Origin of the sequence: Kitasatospora sp. NPDC101447, from assembly GCF_044767225.1 — a bacterium.
GTDB lineage: Bacteria > Actinomycetota > Actinomycetes > Streptomycetales > Streptomycetaceae > Kitasatospora.
On record NZ_JBIWNL010000003.1, the window covers coordinates 1 to 14,989 of the forward strand.

15 protein-coding genes are annotated in these 14,989 nt (G+C 75.3%); 8 read left to right on the top strand and 7 right to left on the bottom strand.

The features are described from left to right. Window positions 1-177: 177 nt before the first annotated feature. Window positions 178-966, bottom strand: coding sequence for a S1 family peptidase (locus ACIRST_RS04995; protein WP_402800160.1), 789 nt, complete (start codon window positions 964-966; stop codon window positions 178-180). 207 nt (window positions 967-1,173) lie between these two features. Here ACIRST_RS04995 and ACIRST_RS05000 point away from each other — a divergent pair, with 207 nt between their 5' ends. The 3 genes from ACIRST_RS05000 (at window position 1,174) to ACIRST_RS05010 (ending at window position 4,506) form a co-directional block, all read left to right on the top strand. Next, window positions 1,174-2,031: an EI24 domain-containing protein gene (locus ACIRST_RS05000; protein ID WP_402800162.1), complete on the top strand. Its 858-nt coding sequence runs from the start codon at window positions 1,174-1,176 to the stop codon at window positions 2,029-2,031. Between the two features lie 541 nt (window positions 2,032-2,572). Continuing rightward, entirely contained in the window at window positions 2,573-3,253 is a 681-nt protein-coding gene (locus ACIRST_RS05005) for a transglycosylase SLT domain-containing protein (protein ID WP_402800164.1), read from the top strand. Window positions 3,254-3,501: 248 nt separating this feature from the next. Beyond that, window positions 3,502-4,506, top strand: coding sequence for a glycosyltransferase family 2 protein (locus ACIRST_RS05010; RefSeq protein WP_402800166.1), 1,005 nt, complete (start codon window positions 3,502-3,504; stop codon window positions 4,504-4,506). Window positions 4,507-4,512: 6 nt separating this feature from the next. Here ACIRST_RS05010 and ACIRST_RS05015 read toward each other — a convergent pair whose 3' ends face one another. Then, complete coding sequence (locus tag ACIRST_RS05015) at window positions 4,513-5,211, bottom strand: hypothetical protein (RefSeq protein ID WP_350524968.1); 699 nt, start codon at window positions 5,209-5,211, stop codon at window positions 4,513-4,515. Window positions 5,212-5,333: 122 nt separating this feature from the next. On the opposite strand from ACIRST_RS05015, the gene ACIRST_RS05020 reads away from it, so the two are divergent. Further along, window positions 5,334-8,255: an FAD-binding and (Fe-S)-binding domain-containing protein gene (locus ACIRST_RS05020; RefSeq protein ID WP_402800168.1), complete on the top strand. Its 2,922-nt coding sequence runs from the start codon at window positions 5,334-5,336 to the stop codon at window positions 8,253-8,255. A 22-nt stretch (window positions 8,256-8,277) separates the two neighbouring features. Here ACIRST_RS05020 and ACIRST_RS05025 read toward each other — a convergent pair whose 3' ends face one another. Then, window positions 8,278-8,790, bottom strand: coding sequence for a hypothetical protein (locus ACIRST_RS05025; RefSeq protein ID WP_402800170.1), 513 nt, complete (start codon window positions 8,788-8,790; stop codon window positions 8,278-8,280). A 42-nt stretch (window positions 8,791-8,832) separates the two neighbouring features. Continuing rightward, on the bottom strand, window positions 8,833-9,345 hold the full coding sequence (locus tag ACIRST_RS05030) for a DUF1453 domain-containing protein (RefSeq protein ID WP_402800172.1): 513 nt from the start codon (window positions 9,343-9,345) through the stop codon (window positions 8,833-8,835). A 73-nt stretch (window positions 9,346-9,418) separates the two neighbouring features. Here ACIRST_RS05030 and ACIRST_RS05035 point away from each other — a divergent pair, with 73 nt between their 5' ends. Both ACIRST_RS05035 and ACIRST_RS05040 read left to right on the top strand, forming a co-directional pair. Further along, window positions 9,419-10,045, top strand: coding sequence for a TetR/AcrR family transcriptional regulator (locus ACIRST_RS05035; protein WP_402800174.1), 627 nt, complete (start codon window positions 9,419-9,421; stop codon window positions 10,043-10,045). Window positions 10,046-10,117: 72 nt separating this feature from the next. Next, on the top strand, window positions 10,118-10,528 hold the full coding sequence (locus ACIRST_RS05040; RefSeq protein WP_350524973.1) for a PaaI family thioesterase: 411 nt from the start codon (window positions 10,118-10,120) through the stop codon (window positions 10,526-10,528). Between the two features lie 79 nt (window positions 10,529-10,607). Here ACIRST_RS05040 and ACIRST_RS05045 read toward each other — a convergent pair whose 3' ends face one another. Both ACIRST_RS05045 and ACIRST_RS05050 read right to left on the bottom strand, forming a co-directional pair. Continuing rightward, entirely contained in the window at window positions 10,608-11,057 is a 450-nt protein-coding gene (locus ACIRST_RS05045; protein ID WP_402800176.1) for a CBS domain-containing protein, read from the bottom strand. Window positions 11,058-11,133: 76 nt separating this feature from the next. After that, window positions 11,134-12,126 (bottom strand): slipin family protein, encoded by a 993-nt coding sequence (locus ACIRST_RS05050; RefSeq protein WP_402800178.1) that lies wholly within the window; start codon window positions 12,124-12,126, stop codon window positions 11,134-11,136. A gap of 190 nt (window positions 12,127-12,316) precedes the next feature. On the opposite strand from ACIRST_RS05050, the gene ACIRST_RS05055 reads away from it, so the two are divergent. Next, a complete protein-coding gene (locus tag ACIRST_RS05055) occupies window positions 12,317-13,105 on the top strand; it encodes a uracil-DNA glycosylase (protein ID WP_402800180.1) in 789 nt (262 codons plus the stop codon). A gap of 34 nt (window positions 13,106-13,139) precedes the next feature. Here ACIRST_RS05055 and ACIRST_RS05060 read toward each other — a convergent pair whose 3' ends face one another. After that, entirely contained in the window at window positions 13,140-14,018 is an 879-nt protein-coding gene (locus ACIRST_RS05060) for a CHAD domain-containing protein (protein WP_402800182.1), read from the bottom strand. 176 nt (window positions 14,019-14,194) lie between these two features. Here ACIRST_RS05060 and ACIRST_RS05065 point away from each other — a divergent pair, with 176 nt between their 5' ends. Beyond that, complete coding sequence (locus ACIRST_RS05065; RefSeq protein ID WP_350524978.1) at window positions 14,195-14,869, top strand: hypothetical protein; 675 nt, start codon at window positions 14,195-14,197, stop codon at window positions 14,867-14,869. Window positions 14,870-14,989: the final 120 nt, after the last annotated feature.

Genomic DNA, 14,989 nt, shown 5'->3' on the forward strand with positions numbered 1-14,989 from the left:
GCCGCCAAGCCCCCACCCCCGTGGATTCAGGCATGTTCGAATCTTTGGCGGTCAGGATAGCGCCGTGGCGATCATGACGGACATGACTACGGAGACCCGCCCCCCCCCCCCCCCCCCCCCCCCCCCCCCCCCCCCCCCCCCCCCCCCCGACCGGTCCGAGCGGCGCTACCGGCCGGCTCAGAGACCGGCAGCCGCGGCGGCGATGTCCGCCGCGTAGGTGCTCACCTGGGTGTAGACGCCCGGGTAGCCCGCGCGGGCACAGCCGTTGCCCCAGCTGACGATGCCGACCTGGACCCAGCGGCCCGCCGCGTCCTTGCGGACCATCGGGCCACCGGAGTCACCCTGACAGGTGTCGACGCCGCCCTGGGCGACGTACCCGGCGCAGAGCGAGCCGGCGGTGTTCAGGCCCGGGTAGGCGTCGGCGCAGGCCGCGTCGTCGACGAACGGCACGGTGGCCTTGAGCAGGTAGCGCTGCTGGGCGCCACCCTCGCGCGCGGCGCCCCAGCCCATGATGGTGAAGGTGCCGCTGTCGTACGCGGCGGAGGTGGCGATCGGCAGGGTGGTGACCTGACCGCTGCTCACCGGGGAGGCCAGCTTGATCAGCGCCCAGTCGTTGCCGTTCTCCGCGCCCGTGAAGGCCGGCGCCTGGTAGACGTACGAGGAGCGGACCTTGACCGCGCTTCCGCTGCGCAGGTCGACCGCGCCGACGGTGGCGGTGATGCTGCTGTCGGCGCCGGTGCCGTCGACGCAGTGGGCGGCGGTGAGCACGATCTGCGAGGTGTAGAGCGCGCCGCCGCAGCCCATCGAGAGCCGCACCATGAACGGGAACTCGCCCTGCGCCGCACGCGTGCCGCCGACCACGGTCGGCGACGGCGCGGGCGAGGCGGCGGCCGGCAGCACGAGCGCGCCGGCGCCGAGCACCAGACCGGCCAGCAGGCTGAAGGCTCTGCCGAGTTGACGCTTCATCAGGTTCCTCCTTGCAGGTGGGGGAACACCGAGAGTGGCCCGGCCGGAGGCGCGGCAGGAGGGGGCCGACCTTGCCGGTCGAATCTGGCAGGAACACGGCAACCCGAGGTTCCGGGTGCGGAGGCCGCGGGGCTCGGGGTGCGACGGGCGCGGGGCCCGGAGTGCGACGGGCGCGGGGCCCGACCCGGGCCGATAGGGTGGTCGCCCATGCGTGATCTTGTGGCGGGGACGAAGTACCTGATCGAGGGCCAGAAGTGGGTCGCCCGGCGCGGCCGGTGGTGGGGTTTCGGCATGCTGCCGGCCCTGCTCGCCCTGATCGGCTACGTCGTCGCGCTCGCCTTCCTCGCCGCCCGGTCCGTGGACCTCGCGGACTGGGCCACCCCGTTCGCCGACCACTGGTCCTCGCCCTGGCAGGGCCTGCTGCGCGACGCGCTCGCCGCGATCGTCTTCGGCGGCGGCCTGCTGCTCTCCCTGCTCACCTTCACCGCCGTCACCCTGCTGGTCGGACAGCCCTTCTACGAGGCGCTCTGCGCCAAGGTCGACGAGACCGAGGGCGGGGCGCCCACGCCGCCGGACACCCCGCTCTGGCGCGAGCTGCTGATCGCGGTGCGCGACAGCGTGTACGTCCTCGTCCGGGTGGCCGCGTTCGGCGTGGTGCTGTTCGCCTGCGGGTTCATCCCGGTGCTCGGCCAGACGGTGGTCCCGGCGCTCGGTTTCCTGGTGTCCGGCTTCTTCCTGACCGTCGAGCTGACGGCCGTCGCCCTGCAGCGGCGCCGGGTGCCGCAGCCCGAGCGGATCCGGCTGCTGCGCTCCCGGCTCGGGCTCGCGCTGGGCTTCGGCACGCCGCTGGTGCTCGCCTTCCTGGTGCCGCTGGTGACGGTGCTCGCCATGCCGGGGGCCGTCGCCGGCGCCACCCTGCTGGCCCGCGACCTCGTCCCGCCCGCGGAGGAGGCCGCCGCGAAGGAGGGGGACGCTGCGGAGGGGCCGGAGCCGGGCGCTCGCCCCGCCGCTCCTGCCGCTCCCGCAGCGCAGCCCGTCCCCGGGAACCCGTACGCGACCCCCTGAGCCGTGACCGTCCGGTCACCCTGCGCCGACCTCGCGCGGGCAAACGTGTGAGGCCGCCCACAGGGGGATCGGCGTCTACGACTCCCGGTAGTGGACGGGTGCCCGGCGGGCTCCGGCCGGGCCCCGGCGCCCCGCACCTCCCGAGCCGGACCCGGCGGTTTCCGGCCTGAAGAACGCAGGCCACCGCGCGTGTCGCCCCTGCGTTCCTCCGATGTCACCCGTGCGTAACCCTCGGAAGCGCAATTCGGACAAATGCCATCAAATCCACCACTCGACCCCGCTGCGCCCTCTTCGTGACCACTACGGTGCGTAGTAGCAAGTGCCTTTGCCGCCCGTCGCGAGCCCTGCCAAGAATGGCCTGTCGCCAGGCAGCCCGGCCGGTCCGCACCGGATCCGCCGCGCAGCCCGCCCGCCCCGCCGCTTCCGCCGGGGCGCCACGGCCGTCCCGGACGGCCGCGCGGGCCCCGCTCACCCGGAGCCCGCGCGATGCCCCGTGTCCGGCACCACCGGCACGGCCCCCGACGGAGAAGGAACGCCCGCCTTGCAGCTCAGCCATGCCCGCCGAAACTCCCTGATCACCGGCGTCGCCACCCTCGTGGTCGCGAGCGCCGCCACCGCCGCGCTCGCCATCCCGCAGGCCGGGAACACCGTCGAGGCCGCCGCCCCCGCGGCCGCCGTCTCGGTGGACGGCAAGCCGGTCGCCGACCAGGCCCAGGCTGACACCGCTGCCGCTGCCCAGCAGGCCGCCCAGGCCTCCCAGGCCAAGGCCGAGGCGGACGCCCAGGCGGCGGCCCAGGCGCAGGCCCAGGCGCAGGCTCAGGCTCAGGCTCAGGCCGAAGCCGACGCGAAGGCCCAGGCGGACGCCAAGGCCAAGGCCGACGCCGCGGCCGCCGCCTCCCGCTCCCAGGAGCGCCCGAGCCTGGCCGCCACCTACTCCGGCACCCCGCAGCAGATCGCCGCGCAGATCGTCCCGGCCGGCCAGCTGCAGTGCTTCAGCAACATCGTGTTCCGCGAGAGCAGCTGGAACCCGCTGGCCGTCAACGCCTCCTCCGGCGCCTACGGCCTGGTGCAGGCCCTGCCGGGCTCCAAGATGGCCTCGGCGGGCGCCGACTGGCGCACCAACCCGGCCACCCAGATCAAGTGGGGCCTGAACTACATGAACACCCGCTACGGCAGCCCCTGCGCCGCCTGGTCGTTCTGGCAGGCGCACCACTGGTACTAGGCCGACCCGCCAGGGATCGACCCGCCCGCTCGGCGCCCCCGGGGCCCGCGACGCACCGCCGCGTCGCGGGCCCCGGCACGTTCCGGCCACGAACGACGCGGGCCCGCCGCTTCCGAACCTGACGTGGACGCGTCCGGAAGACGACGTGAAGATCTGGCGTACGGTCGTACGATTTGCTGCTAATTGCTCGGAATTACGGACCGTCAGGGCTTTGCCACGGTTCGCGCGCCCTCTTACGCTCCGGCGTCATGCCCTCACCCTTGATCAGCGTCGTACTCCCCGCCTACGACCAGCACGAACAGCTCGCCGACTGCCTCGACTCGCTGCTCGCGCAGTCCCTGGCGGACGTCGAGGTGATCGTGGTCGCCGACCGCTCCCCCGAGACCGCGGGCGGACTCGCCGACGCGTACGCCGCGCGGCATCCGCGGGTCTCGACGCTGCACCTGAACGCGGCGGTCGGGGTCGGGGTGAGCCGGAACGCGGGGGCGGCGCGGGCGTCCGGCGAGTACCTGCTGTTCCTCGACGCCGACCACCTGCTGCCCCGGGACGCGCTCCAGACGCTCGCCGACCGGCTCAAGCAGACCGGCCCGGTGGACCTCCTGCTGTTCGGCCACTCCCGCCGGCACAAGGACCGGGACTGGCCGGGCGGAGCCGAGGCGCTGCTCGCCGAGGCCGGCCCGGAGGTGTCCGGCCCCTTCGACCGGCCCGAGCTGTTCGGCGCGCCGCCGCTGATCTGGGACCGGCTGATCCGCCGCGGCCACTGGGAGGAGCTGGGGCTCGCCTTCCCGGACGGCCGCTACGAGGAGGTCCCCGTGGTGCACGCGGCCCTGCTCGGCGCGCAGAAGGTCGCCGTGCTGGCGCGCGAGTGCGTCCAGCTGCGCCGCCGGGAGACCGTCCACCCGGCTGGTGGCCCCGGCAGCAGCGTCTTCGACCTGTTCGACCAGTACGAGCGCAGCTTCGCGCTCCTGGAGGACCAGCCGCACCTGTACGCGGTGCGCGAGGCGCTGTTCATCCGGATGGTCCGGCACTACCTGTTCGTCTTCGACCTCGCCGGCTGCGTCTCCCGGTCCGAGCGGCCGCAGTTCTTCCACCGGGCCGCCGAGCACCACCGCCGCTTCCAGCCGCCGGGCCACCGCCGGCCGGGCGGCCGCGAGGGGATCAAGTTCTCGCTGCTGGCCGGCGGCGCCTACCCGGCGTTCGAGGTCGCCAAGCTGTCCCACATCGCGAAGGGCACGCTCACCGGGCGCAAGTGACCCGCCTCAGGCGTGCGCGGTGCCGCCGTCCGCGGCCATCGCGGCGGCGATCCGGCGGGCGCGCTCGGCCGTCACCCCGGCGGGCAGCGGCGGCAGCACGTCCATCCACAGGGGCAGGGTGGAGCCGCGCAGCTGCGGCATCCCCGCGGGCCGCCCGATCAGCCACAGGTGCAGGTGCGCGGCGCCGTCGCCCCACCGGTTCACGTGGACCCGGCCGATGCCGCCGAGCGACAGCACGGCCCGCTCCACCCTCTGCAGCACCGGGCCGAGCCGCGCGGACAGCTCGGCCGGCAGGTCCAGCAGGTCGTGGTGGGCGCGGGGCTGGAGCAGCAGGACGGCGGGCAGCCCGGTCGGCTCGTCGGGGCCGCTGAGGCGCCAGTGCTCGTCGGTCCAGAGGAAGTCGGAGTCCGGGCGGGCGCACTGCTTGCAGCTCTCCGGGCCGTCCTCGCCCTGGCGGGGCGGCTCGGGCAGTTCGGGGGCGCGCAGCCGCCGGACGCTCAGCTCGCCCTCGTACGGGAAGATCTCCCAGGACGGCGCGCCGTCCGCCGGGAAGGGCAGCGGCTCGCCGATCGGGAGGCGGGCGAGGTAGGCGGCGGCCCCGGCCGGGTCGTGGGCCTGCTCGTCGGCGCGCCCGCCGGCCGCGGGATCGGCCGGGGAGCCGTCCGGGGCGCCCGCGGTGGAGTCGGCGGCGGAGTCGGTGATCATGAGTGCCGAGACTGCCACATGACACCCCGTCGGCGGTACCCCCGTCGCGCCCGGTACCCGGGCGGCGCCCTGGCTGCGATCATCGGCGGAGCCGTGTCGCCGCACCGCCCGGGAGGTCCCTGGTGAGCCGTCCGTCCGCAGCCCCTGGGGCCGAGCTGGCCCGCGAACTGGCCGCCGTGCTGCGCGGGGAGGTCCGCTTCGGCGCCGCCGAGCGGACCGTGTACGGCCACGACGCCTCGAACTACCGGCAGTTGCCGCTCGGCGTGGTCAAGCCGGCCGACCCGGACGACGTGCGCACGACGCTGGCGCTGTGCCGCGAGCACCGCGTGCCGGTGGTGGCGCGCGGGGCCGGGACCAGCATCGGCGGGCAGGCGATCGGCCCGGGCGCGGTCGTGCTGGACTTCCGTCGCCACCTCGGGGAGGTGCTGGAGATCGACCCCGGGGCCCGCACCGCGCGCGTCCGGCCCGGCACCGTGCTGGACGACCTCCAGCGCGCCGCCCGGCCGTACGGGCTGCGCTTCGGCCCGGACCCGTCCACGCACAGCCGCTGCACCATCGGCGGCATGATCGGCAACGACTCCTGCGGCTCGCACTCGCTGGCCTGGGGGCGCACCGCCGACAACGTGGAGCGGCTGGAGCTGCTGCTCGCCGACGGCACCGAGCTGACCGTCGGCGGGCGGCTCGGCGGCCGGGAGCGCACGGCACTGCGTGACCTGCCCGGGCGGCCCGGTGAACTCCACCGGCAGCTCCAGGAGTTCACCGACCGCAACCTCGCCACCATCCGGCAGGGGATGCCGCAGCTGCCGCGCCGCACCTCCGGCTACCCGCTGGACGCGCTGCTGCCCGAGCACGGCCACGACCTCGCCCGGGCGCTGACCGGCACCGAGGGCACCTGCGCGCTGCTGCTCGGCGCCACCGTCCGCCTCGTCGAGGACCCGCCCGCCCGCGCCCTGGTGGTGGCCGGCTACCCCGACGAGGGCGCCGCCGCCGACGCGATCCCCGCGCTGCTGCCGTTCGGCCCGCTGACCGCCGAGGGCATGGCGGCCGACCTGATCGCCGCACTGCTCGCGGCCGGCCCGCGCCCGCCCGCGCTGGACCGGCTGCCCGCCGGCGAGTGCTGGCTGTTCCTGGAGACCGGCGGCGCCACCCCGCTGGAGGCCTACCAGGCCGCCCGCCGACTGGCCGACGCGGTGCGCCGGGAGCGCTCGGCCACCGTCGCGCTGGTCACCGACCCCGCGGAGCAGCGCGGGCTGTGGGCCGTACGGGAGGCCGGTGCCGGGATCGTCACCCGGCTGCCCGACGGAGGGGAGGCCTGGCCGGGCTGGGAGGACTCCGCCGTCCCGCCCGAGCGGCTCGGCGACTACCTGCGGGCCCTCCGCGCCCTGCTGCGCCGGCACGGCCTGCGCGGCGTCCCGTACGGGCACTTCGGCGAGGGCTGCGTGCACCTGCGGATCGACTTCCCGCTGGACGAGCCCTACGGGGTGCTGGCCTTCCGGGAGTTCCTGGAGCAGGCGGCGGACCTGGTGGTCTCGTACGGCGGCTCGCTCTCCGGCGAGCACGGCGACGGGCAGGCCCGCGCCGAACTGCTGCCGCGCATGTACCCGCCCGAGATCATCGACCTGTTCCGCGGGTTCAAGCGGATCTGGGACCCGGAGAACCTGCTCAACCCGGGCGCGCTGGTCGACCCCCGCCCGCTCGACGCCGACCTGCGCTTCGTCACCGCGCCGCTCCGCCCGCTGCCGCTGGTCCTGCCGTACGAGCAGGACGGCGGCAGCCTGGCCAGGGCGGTGCACCGCTGCGTGGGCGTCGCCAAGTGCGTGGACCCGACCACCGGGGTGATGTGCCCGAGCTACATGGCCACCGGCGAGGAGCGGCACTCCACCCGGGGGCGGGCGCGGCTGCTCGCCGAGATGCTGCGCGGGCTGGGCGCGCCCCCGGGCCGCCGGACCGACGGGGCGATCCCCGACGGCTGGCGGTCCGAGGAGGTCCGCGAGGCGCTGGACCTCTGCCTGAGCTGCAAGGGCTGCGCGAGCGACTGCCCGGTGCACGTCGACATGGCGACCTACAAGGCCGAGTTCCTGTACCAGCACTACCGGCACCGGCCGCGCCCGCGCTCGCACTACTCGATGGGCTGGCTGCCGCTCTGGCTGCGGGCCGTCGCGCTCGCCCCCGGGGCCGCCAACACGCTGGCCCGCTCACCGTTCGGCGGGCTGCTCAAGCGGCTCGGCGGGATCGACCCGCGCCGGGTGCTGCCGGTGTTCCCGCCGGAGACCTTCACCGCCTGGTACCGGCGGCACCGCGCCGCGCATCCGGCCCCGGCCGGCGCCCGCCCGGTGCTGCTGTGGCCGGACACCTTCTCCGACCACCTGCAGCCGGGCGTGCTGCGCTCGGCCGTCGAGGTGCTGGAGCACCTGGGCTTCGACGTCCGGCTGCCCTCGGGCCCGGTCTGCTGCGGCCTCACCTGGCACTCCACCGGCCAACTCGGCACCGCCCGGCGGGTGTTGCGGCGCAGCCTGCGGACGCTGGCGGCCGACGGGCTCCCGGCCGACACCCCCGTGGTCGGCCTGGACCCGAGCTGCACCGCCACCCTGCGCGAGGACCTGCCCCGCCTGCTCGGCGCGGACGGCCGCCCGCTCGCCGAACGCACCCGCACCTTCGCCGAGTTCATCGACGAGTACGCCCCCGACGCCCCGCTCCCCCGGGTCCCGCTGGAGGCCGTCACCCAGACCCACTGCCACCAGCACGCCGTGCTCGGCAGCGCCGCCGACCGCCGGGTGGAGGCCCGACTCGGCCTGGACAACCGGGTGCTGGACTCCGGCTGCTGCGGCCTGGCGGGCAACTTCGGCTTCGAGCAGGGCCACTTCGAGGTGTCCGAGGCGATCGCCGAACGCGTCCTGCTGCCCGAGCTCCGGGCCGCCGCACCGGGGACGGTGGTCCTGGCCGACGGCTTCAGCTGCCGCACCCAGATCGCCCAACTCGCCGATGGGCGGCAGGCGTTGCACCTGGCGGAGCTGATCGCCACCCATCTGCGGCGCTCAGACTGACACCGTGTGCCCGCTGCGACGCTCAGGCTGACACCGCGTGCCCGGCGAGGAAGGCCCCGGCGTGCGCCGCCGCCTCCTCCCGGGTCGGGTAGCCGGCGGCCGCCTCCCCCACCGCGCCGTCGGCGCCGGTGGCCGTCCAGCGCCAGCCGTCCACCGCCTCGTCCAACTCTGCTGCACCGCCGAACAGTTCGAGCGATCCGGGCCGGGGCGCCAGGCGGACCACCGCGTCCGGCCACTTCTTGCGGGCGCCCTGCCGGGTGATGCCCCAGGCCGCCCCGAGCTGCTCGTAACTGGCGCCGTAGGAACCGGCGGTGGCGGCCGCGAGCGCGGTGAGCCGCTTGACCTCGGCGTCCACCAGCTTCCAGGCGGACAGCACCGAGAGCGTGACCTCGACCGGCTCCGCGGCCCACATCCGCTCCTCGGGCAGGTCGCCGGACGCGCGCGAGCGTACGGCGGCGGCGAGGGGGTCGAGCGCGTCGAGCAGGGCCTTGGCCAGTTCCGCCTGCTGCTCCGGGGTGATCTCCACGATCGTCATGCCGACAACTCTAGTTGTCAAACCTGCGCTTGACAACCAAAGTTACCGACCGGGCCGGTCCGAGCCCCACCGGATCCCGGAACTCCGCTGCTCGGGCGCGAACGGGATCCCGGAGGAGAGCCCGCGACAGCCGACCACCAGGGCCTCCCCCAGGAAGCCGACGCCGATCGACAGCTGCACCGGCCGGGCATCCGGGGCGAGACCGCCGCGCTCGGCGAACACGGCGAAGCCGGCCATCACCGCCAGCGAGAGCGCCGCGACCAGAAAGGTCCGGCCGGTGTAGCGCTGCCACAGCACCCCCGCGCGTTCGTAGACCCGGATGGTGGCGCCGCGCGCCGCCCCGAGGGCGACGCCGAGCCCGGCCCCGGCCGCCACCCAGGCGTAGTCACCCGCGCCGAGGCCGTGCCGCTGCAGCAGCGCCCAACCGCCGAGGCCGGTGAGCACCACCGGCGGCGCCAAGAGGTCCCGAGCATTGAGCGGTTCACCGCGCAGCCGTCGGACCACCACCACGATGATCACGACGGCGATCAGCACCAGGTGCACCCTGCTGTCCATGTCCCACTCCCCTGTTTTTATGGCTCGACCGTGCTAAATAAACAATTTAGCTCGACCGTGCTATAACGGCAACATGCCGAAGATCGTCGACCCCGTGGAACGCCGTCAGGCCGTCGCGGACGCCGTCCTGCGCGTCGCCGCCCGGGAGGGCCTGGAGCACGCCTCGCTGCGCAACGTGGCCGACGAGGCGGGGCTGGCGATCGGCTCGGTGCGGCACTACTTCGCCGGCGGCTCCGAACTGATGATCTTCGCGATGCAGGAACTGGGCCGCCGGATCGACGCCCGCGTCCGCGTCCACGCCCGGGCGCTGCTCGACCCGGACGCCGCCCCCGACGACGACCGGCAGGCGCGGACCGCCCGGCTGCTCGCCGAGATCCTCCCGCTGGACGCCGAGCGCAGGGAGGAGTCCGCGCTCTGGCTCTCCTTCGTCACCGCCGCCCGCACCCGGCCCGAACTACGGCCCCGCGCCGCCGAGATGCAGGCCGGACTGGACGCCCTGGTCCGGCGCGTCCTGGTCGAGGCCGGGCGCACCGGCGGCCTCGCTTTGGGCCTGGACCTCGACGTCGAGACCCGCCGGCTCTCCGCACTGCTGGACGGCCTCACCCTGCAGGCCGTCCAGCACCCCGACCTGGTCGGCCCGGACGAGCTGCGCGCGGTGCTCCACCGCCACCTGGACACCCTGGCCGCACCGGCCTCCTGACCACCGCCCCGGTCTCCGGACAACCGCACCGATCTCCTGACAGCGCGCCGACACCCCCGCCACAATGGCGCGATGACCCTCACCACCGCCGAGGCGGACAAGCTCCTGGCCGACCACTTCGCCCCCTGGGTGCAGGCCCTCGGCCTGTCCACCGCCGAGACCGGCGAGCGCCACGCCGTCCTGCGCCTCCCCTGGTCCGACCGGCTCGCCCGCGAGGGCGGCGGGATGTCCGGCCAGGCGCTGATGGCCGCCGCCGACACCGCGTGCGTGGTCGCGGTCTCGGCCGCGAACGGCGGCTTCGGCCCGATGACCACCGTCCAGCAGTCCACGAGCTTCCAGCGCGCGGTCGTCGGCCGGGACGTCCTGGTGCACGCCCGGATCACCAAGCTCGGCCGCCGGATCGCCTTCCTCGACATCACCCTCACCGCCGAGGGCACCGACGAACCCGCCGCCCACGCCACCGCCGTCTACGCCCTGGGCTGACCCACCCGTCCACCGCGGCGTGGAGCGCCCCCACCCCGGCGGGGTGGGGGCGTCAGCAGCCCGCGTACGTACGGCGGCGTCAGCTCAGCGCGGCCTTCGTCGGCGCCTCCTCCGCGCAGACCGCCGACACGAACTCGGCCACCCGCGCCTGCGGCATGCCGCGCGCGATGTCCGCCTCACTGATCATGCCGACCAGCTTGTGCTCCGGGTGGTTGATCACCGGCAGGCGGCGCACCTGGTACTGCTCCATCACCCGCAGCACCTGCTCGCAGTCCTCGTCGGCCTCCACCGTCATGGGCCGCCCCTGCGCCAGCTCGCCCGCCGTCACCGCAGCCGGGTCACGGCCCTCGGCGACGCAGCGCAGCACGATGTCGCGGTCGGTCACGATGCCCAGCAGCTTGTCGCCCGGGCCGCAGATGGGCAGGGCGCCCACGTTCCGTTCCCGCATGATCCGGGCGGCGGCCGCGAGCGTCTCGTGCTCGCGGATGCACTCCGCGCCCGGGTGCATGATGTCGCTGGCTATGGTCATGGTCCGCCTCCTGACCTGGCTTCCTCCCCCTGTCCATCGTGGTCCGGGCCCAGGGCCGCCGCCACCGGGCCGCCGCTCAGCGCTCCGGATCCGCCGGAGTGCCTGTGCCCCGCCCGGGCCGCCCGTCCGGCGAGCTCGGCTCATCCAGCGGCGAGTGCTCCAACAGCTCCTCAAGCGGCGGGATTTCGTGCCGGGGCGGCTCGGCTTCCACTTCCTCCTCGGAGACCTCCCCGCTCTCCACGGCCCGCTCCGCGGCCTTCGCCCCGACGGCCGCGGCGGCCGCCGTCAGCAGGTTCCGCTGCTGGGCCTCGGTCGCGCTCTCCAGGAAGCGCAGCAGCTCCACCGGGAAGGGCAGCACCAGGGTCGAGTTCTTCTCCGCCGCCACCTCCACCACGGTCTGCAGCAGCCGCAGTTGGAGCGCGGACGGGGTCGCGCTCATCACCGCGGCGGCGTCCGACAGCCGCTCCGAGGCCTGGTACTCGCCGTCCGCCGTGATGATCCGCGCGCGCCGCTCCCGCTCGGCCTCGGCCTGGCGGGCGATCGAGCGCTTCATCGACTCCGGCAGCGCGACGTCCTTGATCTCCACCCGGTCGATCTCGACACCCCAGCCCAGTGCCGGGCTGTCGATCATCAACTCCAGCCCCTGGTTGATCGGTTCCCGGTTGGCCAGCAGGTCGTCCAGCTCGCTCTTGCCGATGATCGAGCGCAGCGAGGTCTGCGCGACCTGGGAGATCGCGAAGTTGTAGTCCTGCACGTTGACCGTCGCCTTCACCGGGTCCACCACGCGGAAGTAGACCACCGCGTCCACCCGTACGGTCACGTTGTCCCGGGTGATGCCCTCCTGCGCCGGGATCGGCATCGTCACGATCTGCACGTTCACCCGGCGCAGCCGGTCCGCGACCGGCATCAGCGCCACCAGCCCGGGTTCACGCACCTCGTCGCGCACCTTCCCGAAGCGGAACACCACGCCCTTCTGGAACTGCTGGACCACCCTGATGCTCATGGCCGCCCAGATCGTTCCCAGGGCCGCCAGCCCTCCGAGAGCCCCCAGCACCGCATCGACGATCATCGCGGCCTCCTCGCGGCCTGCGCCCACCGGCGCCTCCGACCACCGCCCGCCCGGACAGGCGGCGGCGCCGGAGCAACTGCTTCCACGCTACGTCTGCCCGGCCACGACCGGATCGAACCCGACCGGACCGGGACGGAACCGGGCAAACCGCAAGCACCGGGGCGGGCGCTGCCCACCTAGGATCGGGGCCATGCCGATCACGGCCCCGCCGCCGTCCCCCGCCGACGACCCCGGCCACCCGCGCCACCCCGCCGAAGCCGCCGCCCGCGCCGACGGACTCACCGCGCTGGACCGCGTGGTCACCGGCTGCCGGGCCTGTCCGCGCCTGGTCGAGTGGCGCGAGGAGACTGCCCGCACCAAGCGCCGCGCCTACCGGGACTGGGACTACTGGGCCCGCCCCGTCCCCGGCTTCGGCCCGCCCGACGCCCCGCTCGTCCTGGTCGGGCTCGCCCCCGCCGCCCACGGCGCCAACCGCACCGGCCGGATCTTCACCGGCGACCCCTCCGGCGACCTGCTCTACGCGACCCTGCACGACCTCGGGCTCGCCAACCGCCCGCACTCCGTCCGGCACGGCGACGGCCTGGAGCTGTACGGCGTGCGGATCACCGACCCGGTCCGCTGTGCCCCGCCCGACAACAAGCCGAGCACCGCCGAACGCGACACCTGCCGCCCCTGGATCACCCGCGAACTGCAGCTGATGCGCCCGACCGTACGGACCGTGGTCGCCCTCGGCGGCTTCGCCTGGCAGGCCCTGCTCCCGGTGATCGCGGACGCCGGCTGGCAGGTCCCCCGCCCGCAGCCGGTCTTCGGCCACGCCGCGCTGGTCGACCTCCCCGCCCGTGACGGCGGCCCGCCGCTGCGCCTGCGGGGCTGCTACCACGTGAGCCCGCGCAACACGAACACCGGCCGTCTGACCACCACGATGCTCCGCGACCTGCTGCGCGACGCGGCCCGCTCGGCGGGGCTCGACCCGCGGTAGGGCCCGTCGTCAAGCCCCCGACGCCGCGGGACCGCTACCCGAACCGCGTCAGCTTCCGCTTGCCCGCCCGCTGCCACACGCCCGGCAGCCGCTCGCGGGCCGCGGCCTCGGCGGCCAGCTGCCGGCCGTACAGGGCGCCGTAGCCGAAGGGCTCGGCGGCGGCCACCGGCTGGGCCGCGAGGGTGGCCGCGGCGACCACCGCGTCCTGGTGCTCGCCCAGGACCTCCTGGACGGCCTTCATCCGTGCCGTGAAGCGCTCGGCCCGCGCGCCGGCCGCCGGAGCGGCCGTCTCCCCGGCGTAGCGGGCGCGCTTGGCGGCCTTGCGGGCCTCGTGGAGGGCGTGGTCGCGTTCGTCGGCCGCCGCGGCCAGGGCCGTCCGGACGCGGCCGGCGGTGCGTTCCTGTTCGCGGGCGGCGATGCGGGACAGCTCGGGCAGGGCCGGGCGGGTGGCGCGGCGGCGCAGCGGCGGGTCGGCGAGCAGGGTGGCGAGGGCGTCGCCGAGGGCGCGGCGGCGGGGGCTGTCGAGGGCGGCGACCACCTCGGGCCGCACCCGCCGGTACTCACGCTCGCCCCACTGCTCCAGTGCGGCGGCGACCCGCTCCGGGCCGCACGCGGCCGGCAGCTCGCGGGCCTGGGCCGCCAGCCGCTCGGCCAGCACCTCAAGGTCGCGCGCGCCGCCGAGGGCGGCGCCGAGCCAGCGCAGTTCCGTGACCAGCTGGTCCGTCGCGCCGGGGGTGAACAGCCGGCGGAAGGTCCGCAGGGCGCTGCGCAGCCGCCGGCAGGCGACCCGCATCCGGTGCACCGCGTCCGGTTCGTCGGCCCGGACGGCGTCGTCCAGTCCGGCCAGTACGGCCACCTGGGCCTCGACGCGGGCCAGCAGCACCTGCCCCACCGTGGTCTCGGGTTTCGCCATGCGCCTTCATCCCCTCGTCGGGGTCCGTCCCCTCGTCGGGGTCGCCGGGAACGATTCCAGGCTAGTCCGGCCGCGGCCGCTGTCGACCCCGCGTCCCGTTGAGGGCGTGTCAGGCGAAAGCGCAAGGGTCCATGCGCCCTCGTCCCGGGTGTGAGCCTCATGGCATACTCCGGAGCGTGACGACCTCGACCCATGCGACCAGGGCCCTGCGGGCCGCGGTGTTCACCGCGCTCGCCGTGCCGATGGCCGCGTTGGGCCAGGTGGTCATCACGGGCCGTCCGCTGCCGCTGTCGCTGGTGGCCTCCGCGTGCGCCGTCGTCTTCCTGGTCGCGGCCGCGCTGGCCGGCGGGGAGCGGCGGATGCTGCACATCTCCGCCGTGATGGTGCCGGTCGAGCTGCTGCTCAACACCACGTTCAACCTGGGCCAGACCGCTTGTGGGCCGGTGCTCTCCGGCCAGTCCCCCGCCCGCGGGGTGAACCTGCTGGTCTGCGGCGGCGGTTCGATGGACGGGTCGCTGCTCTCGGGCCCGCTGGGCCACGCCGGGCAGTTGGCGCCGGTCATGACCCAACTGCTGCTCCTGCTGGTGCACCTGGTGATCGCGCTGGCGGCCGCCGCCTGGCTGCGGCTGGGCGACTCGGCCCTGTCGGGCCTGGCCCGGGCGCTGCGCGCGCTGCGCCAGTCGGTGGCCCGGCCGCTGCGCGCCCTGCTCGTCCTGCTGGTCCCGGCCCCGGCTCGCCCGGTGCTGCGGGTGCCGCTGCCGGTGTCGGACCACGCGCGGCCGCGCCGCGAGGACGTGGTGCTCAGCCCGGCGCCCCGGCGCGGCCCGCCGGCCTTCGCGCCTGCCTGCTGATCGCTTCCGTACCGGGCACTCCCCGGACACCGATCACCTTTCCGTGGCCCCGTCAGGACGACGGACGCGGTACGCCCGCAGGCAGTGCGCACGACTCCCGCGTTTCCCCGACCCCGCCGC

Bases quoted from the DNA above. Each gene is read 5' to 3' on its own strand.
- ACIRST_RS04995 (WP_402800160.1), bottom strand. From the start codon at position 966: ATGAAGCGTCAACTCGGCAGAGCCTTCAGCCTGCTGGCCGGTCTGGTG.
- ACIRST_RS05000 (WP_402800162.1), top strand. From the start codon at position 1,174: ATGCGTGATCTTGTGGCGGGGACGAAGTACCTGATCGAGGGCCAGAAG.
- ACIRST_RS05010 (WP_402800166.1), top strand. From the start codon at position 3,502: ATGCCCTCACCCTTGATCAGCGTCGTACTCCCCGCCTACGACCAGCAC.
- ACIRST_RS05015 (WP_350524968.1), bottom strand. From the start codon at position 5,211: ATGATCACCGACTCCGCCGCCGACTCCACCGCGGGCGCCCCGGACGGC.
- ACIRST_RS05025 (WP_402800170.1), bottom strand. From the start codon at position 8,790: ATGACGATCGTGGAGATCACCCCGGAGCAGCAGGCGGAACTGGCCAAG.
- ACIRST_RS05030 (WP_402800172.1), bottom strand. From the start codon at position 9,345: ATGGACAGCAGGGTGCACCTGGTGCTGATCGCCGTCGTGATCATCGTG.
- ACIRST_RS05035 (WP_402800174.1), top strand. From the start codon at position 9,419: ATGCCGAAGATCGTCGACCCCGTGGAACGCCGTCAGGCCGTCGCGGAC.
- ACIRST_RS05040 (WP_350524973.1), top strand. From the start codon at position 10,118: ATGACCCTCACCACCGCCGAGGCGGACAAGCTCCTGGCCGACCACTTC.
- ACIRST_RS05045 (WP_402800176.1), bottom strand. From the start codon at position 11,057: ATGACCATAGCCAGCGACATCATGCACCCGGGCGCGGAGTGCATCCGC.
- ACIRST_RS05050 (WP_402800178.1), bottom strand. From the start codon at position 12,126: ATGATCGTCGATGCGGTGCTGGGGGCTCTCGGAGGGCTGGCGGCCCTG.
- ACIRST_RS05055 (WP_402800180.1), top strand. From the start codon at position 12,317: ATGCCGATCACGGCCCCGCCGCCGTCCCCCGCCGACGACCCCGGCCAC.
- ACIRST_RS05060 (WP_402800182.1), bottom strand. From the start codon at position 14,018: ATGGCGAAACCCGAGACCACGGTGGGGCAGGTGCTGCTGGCCCGCGTC.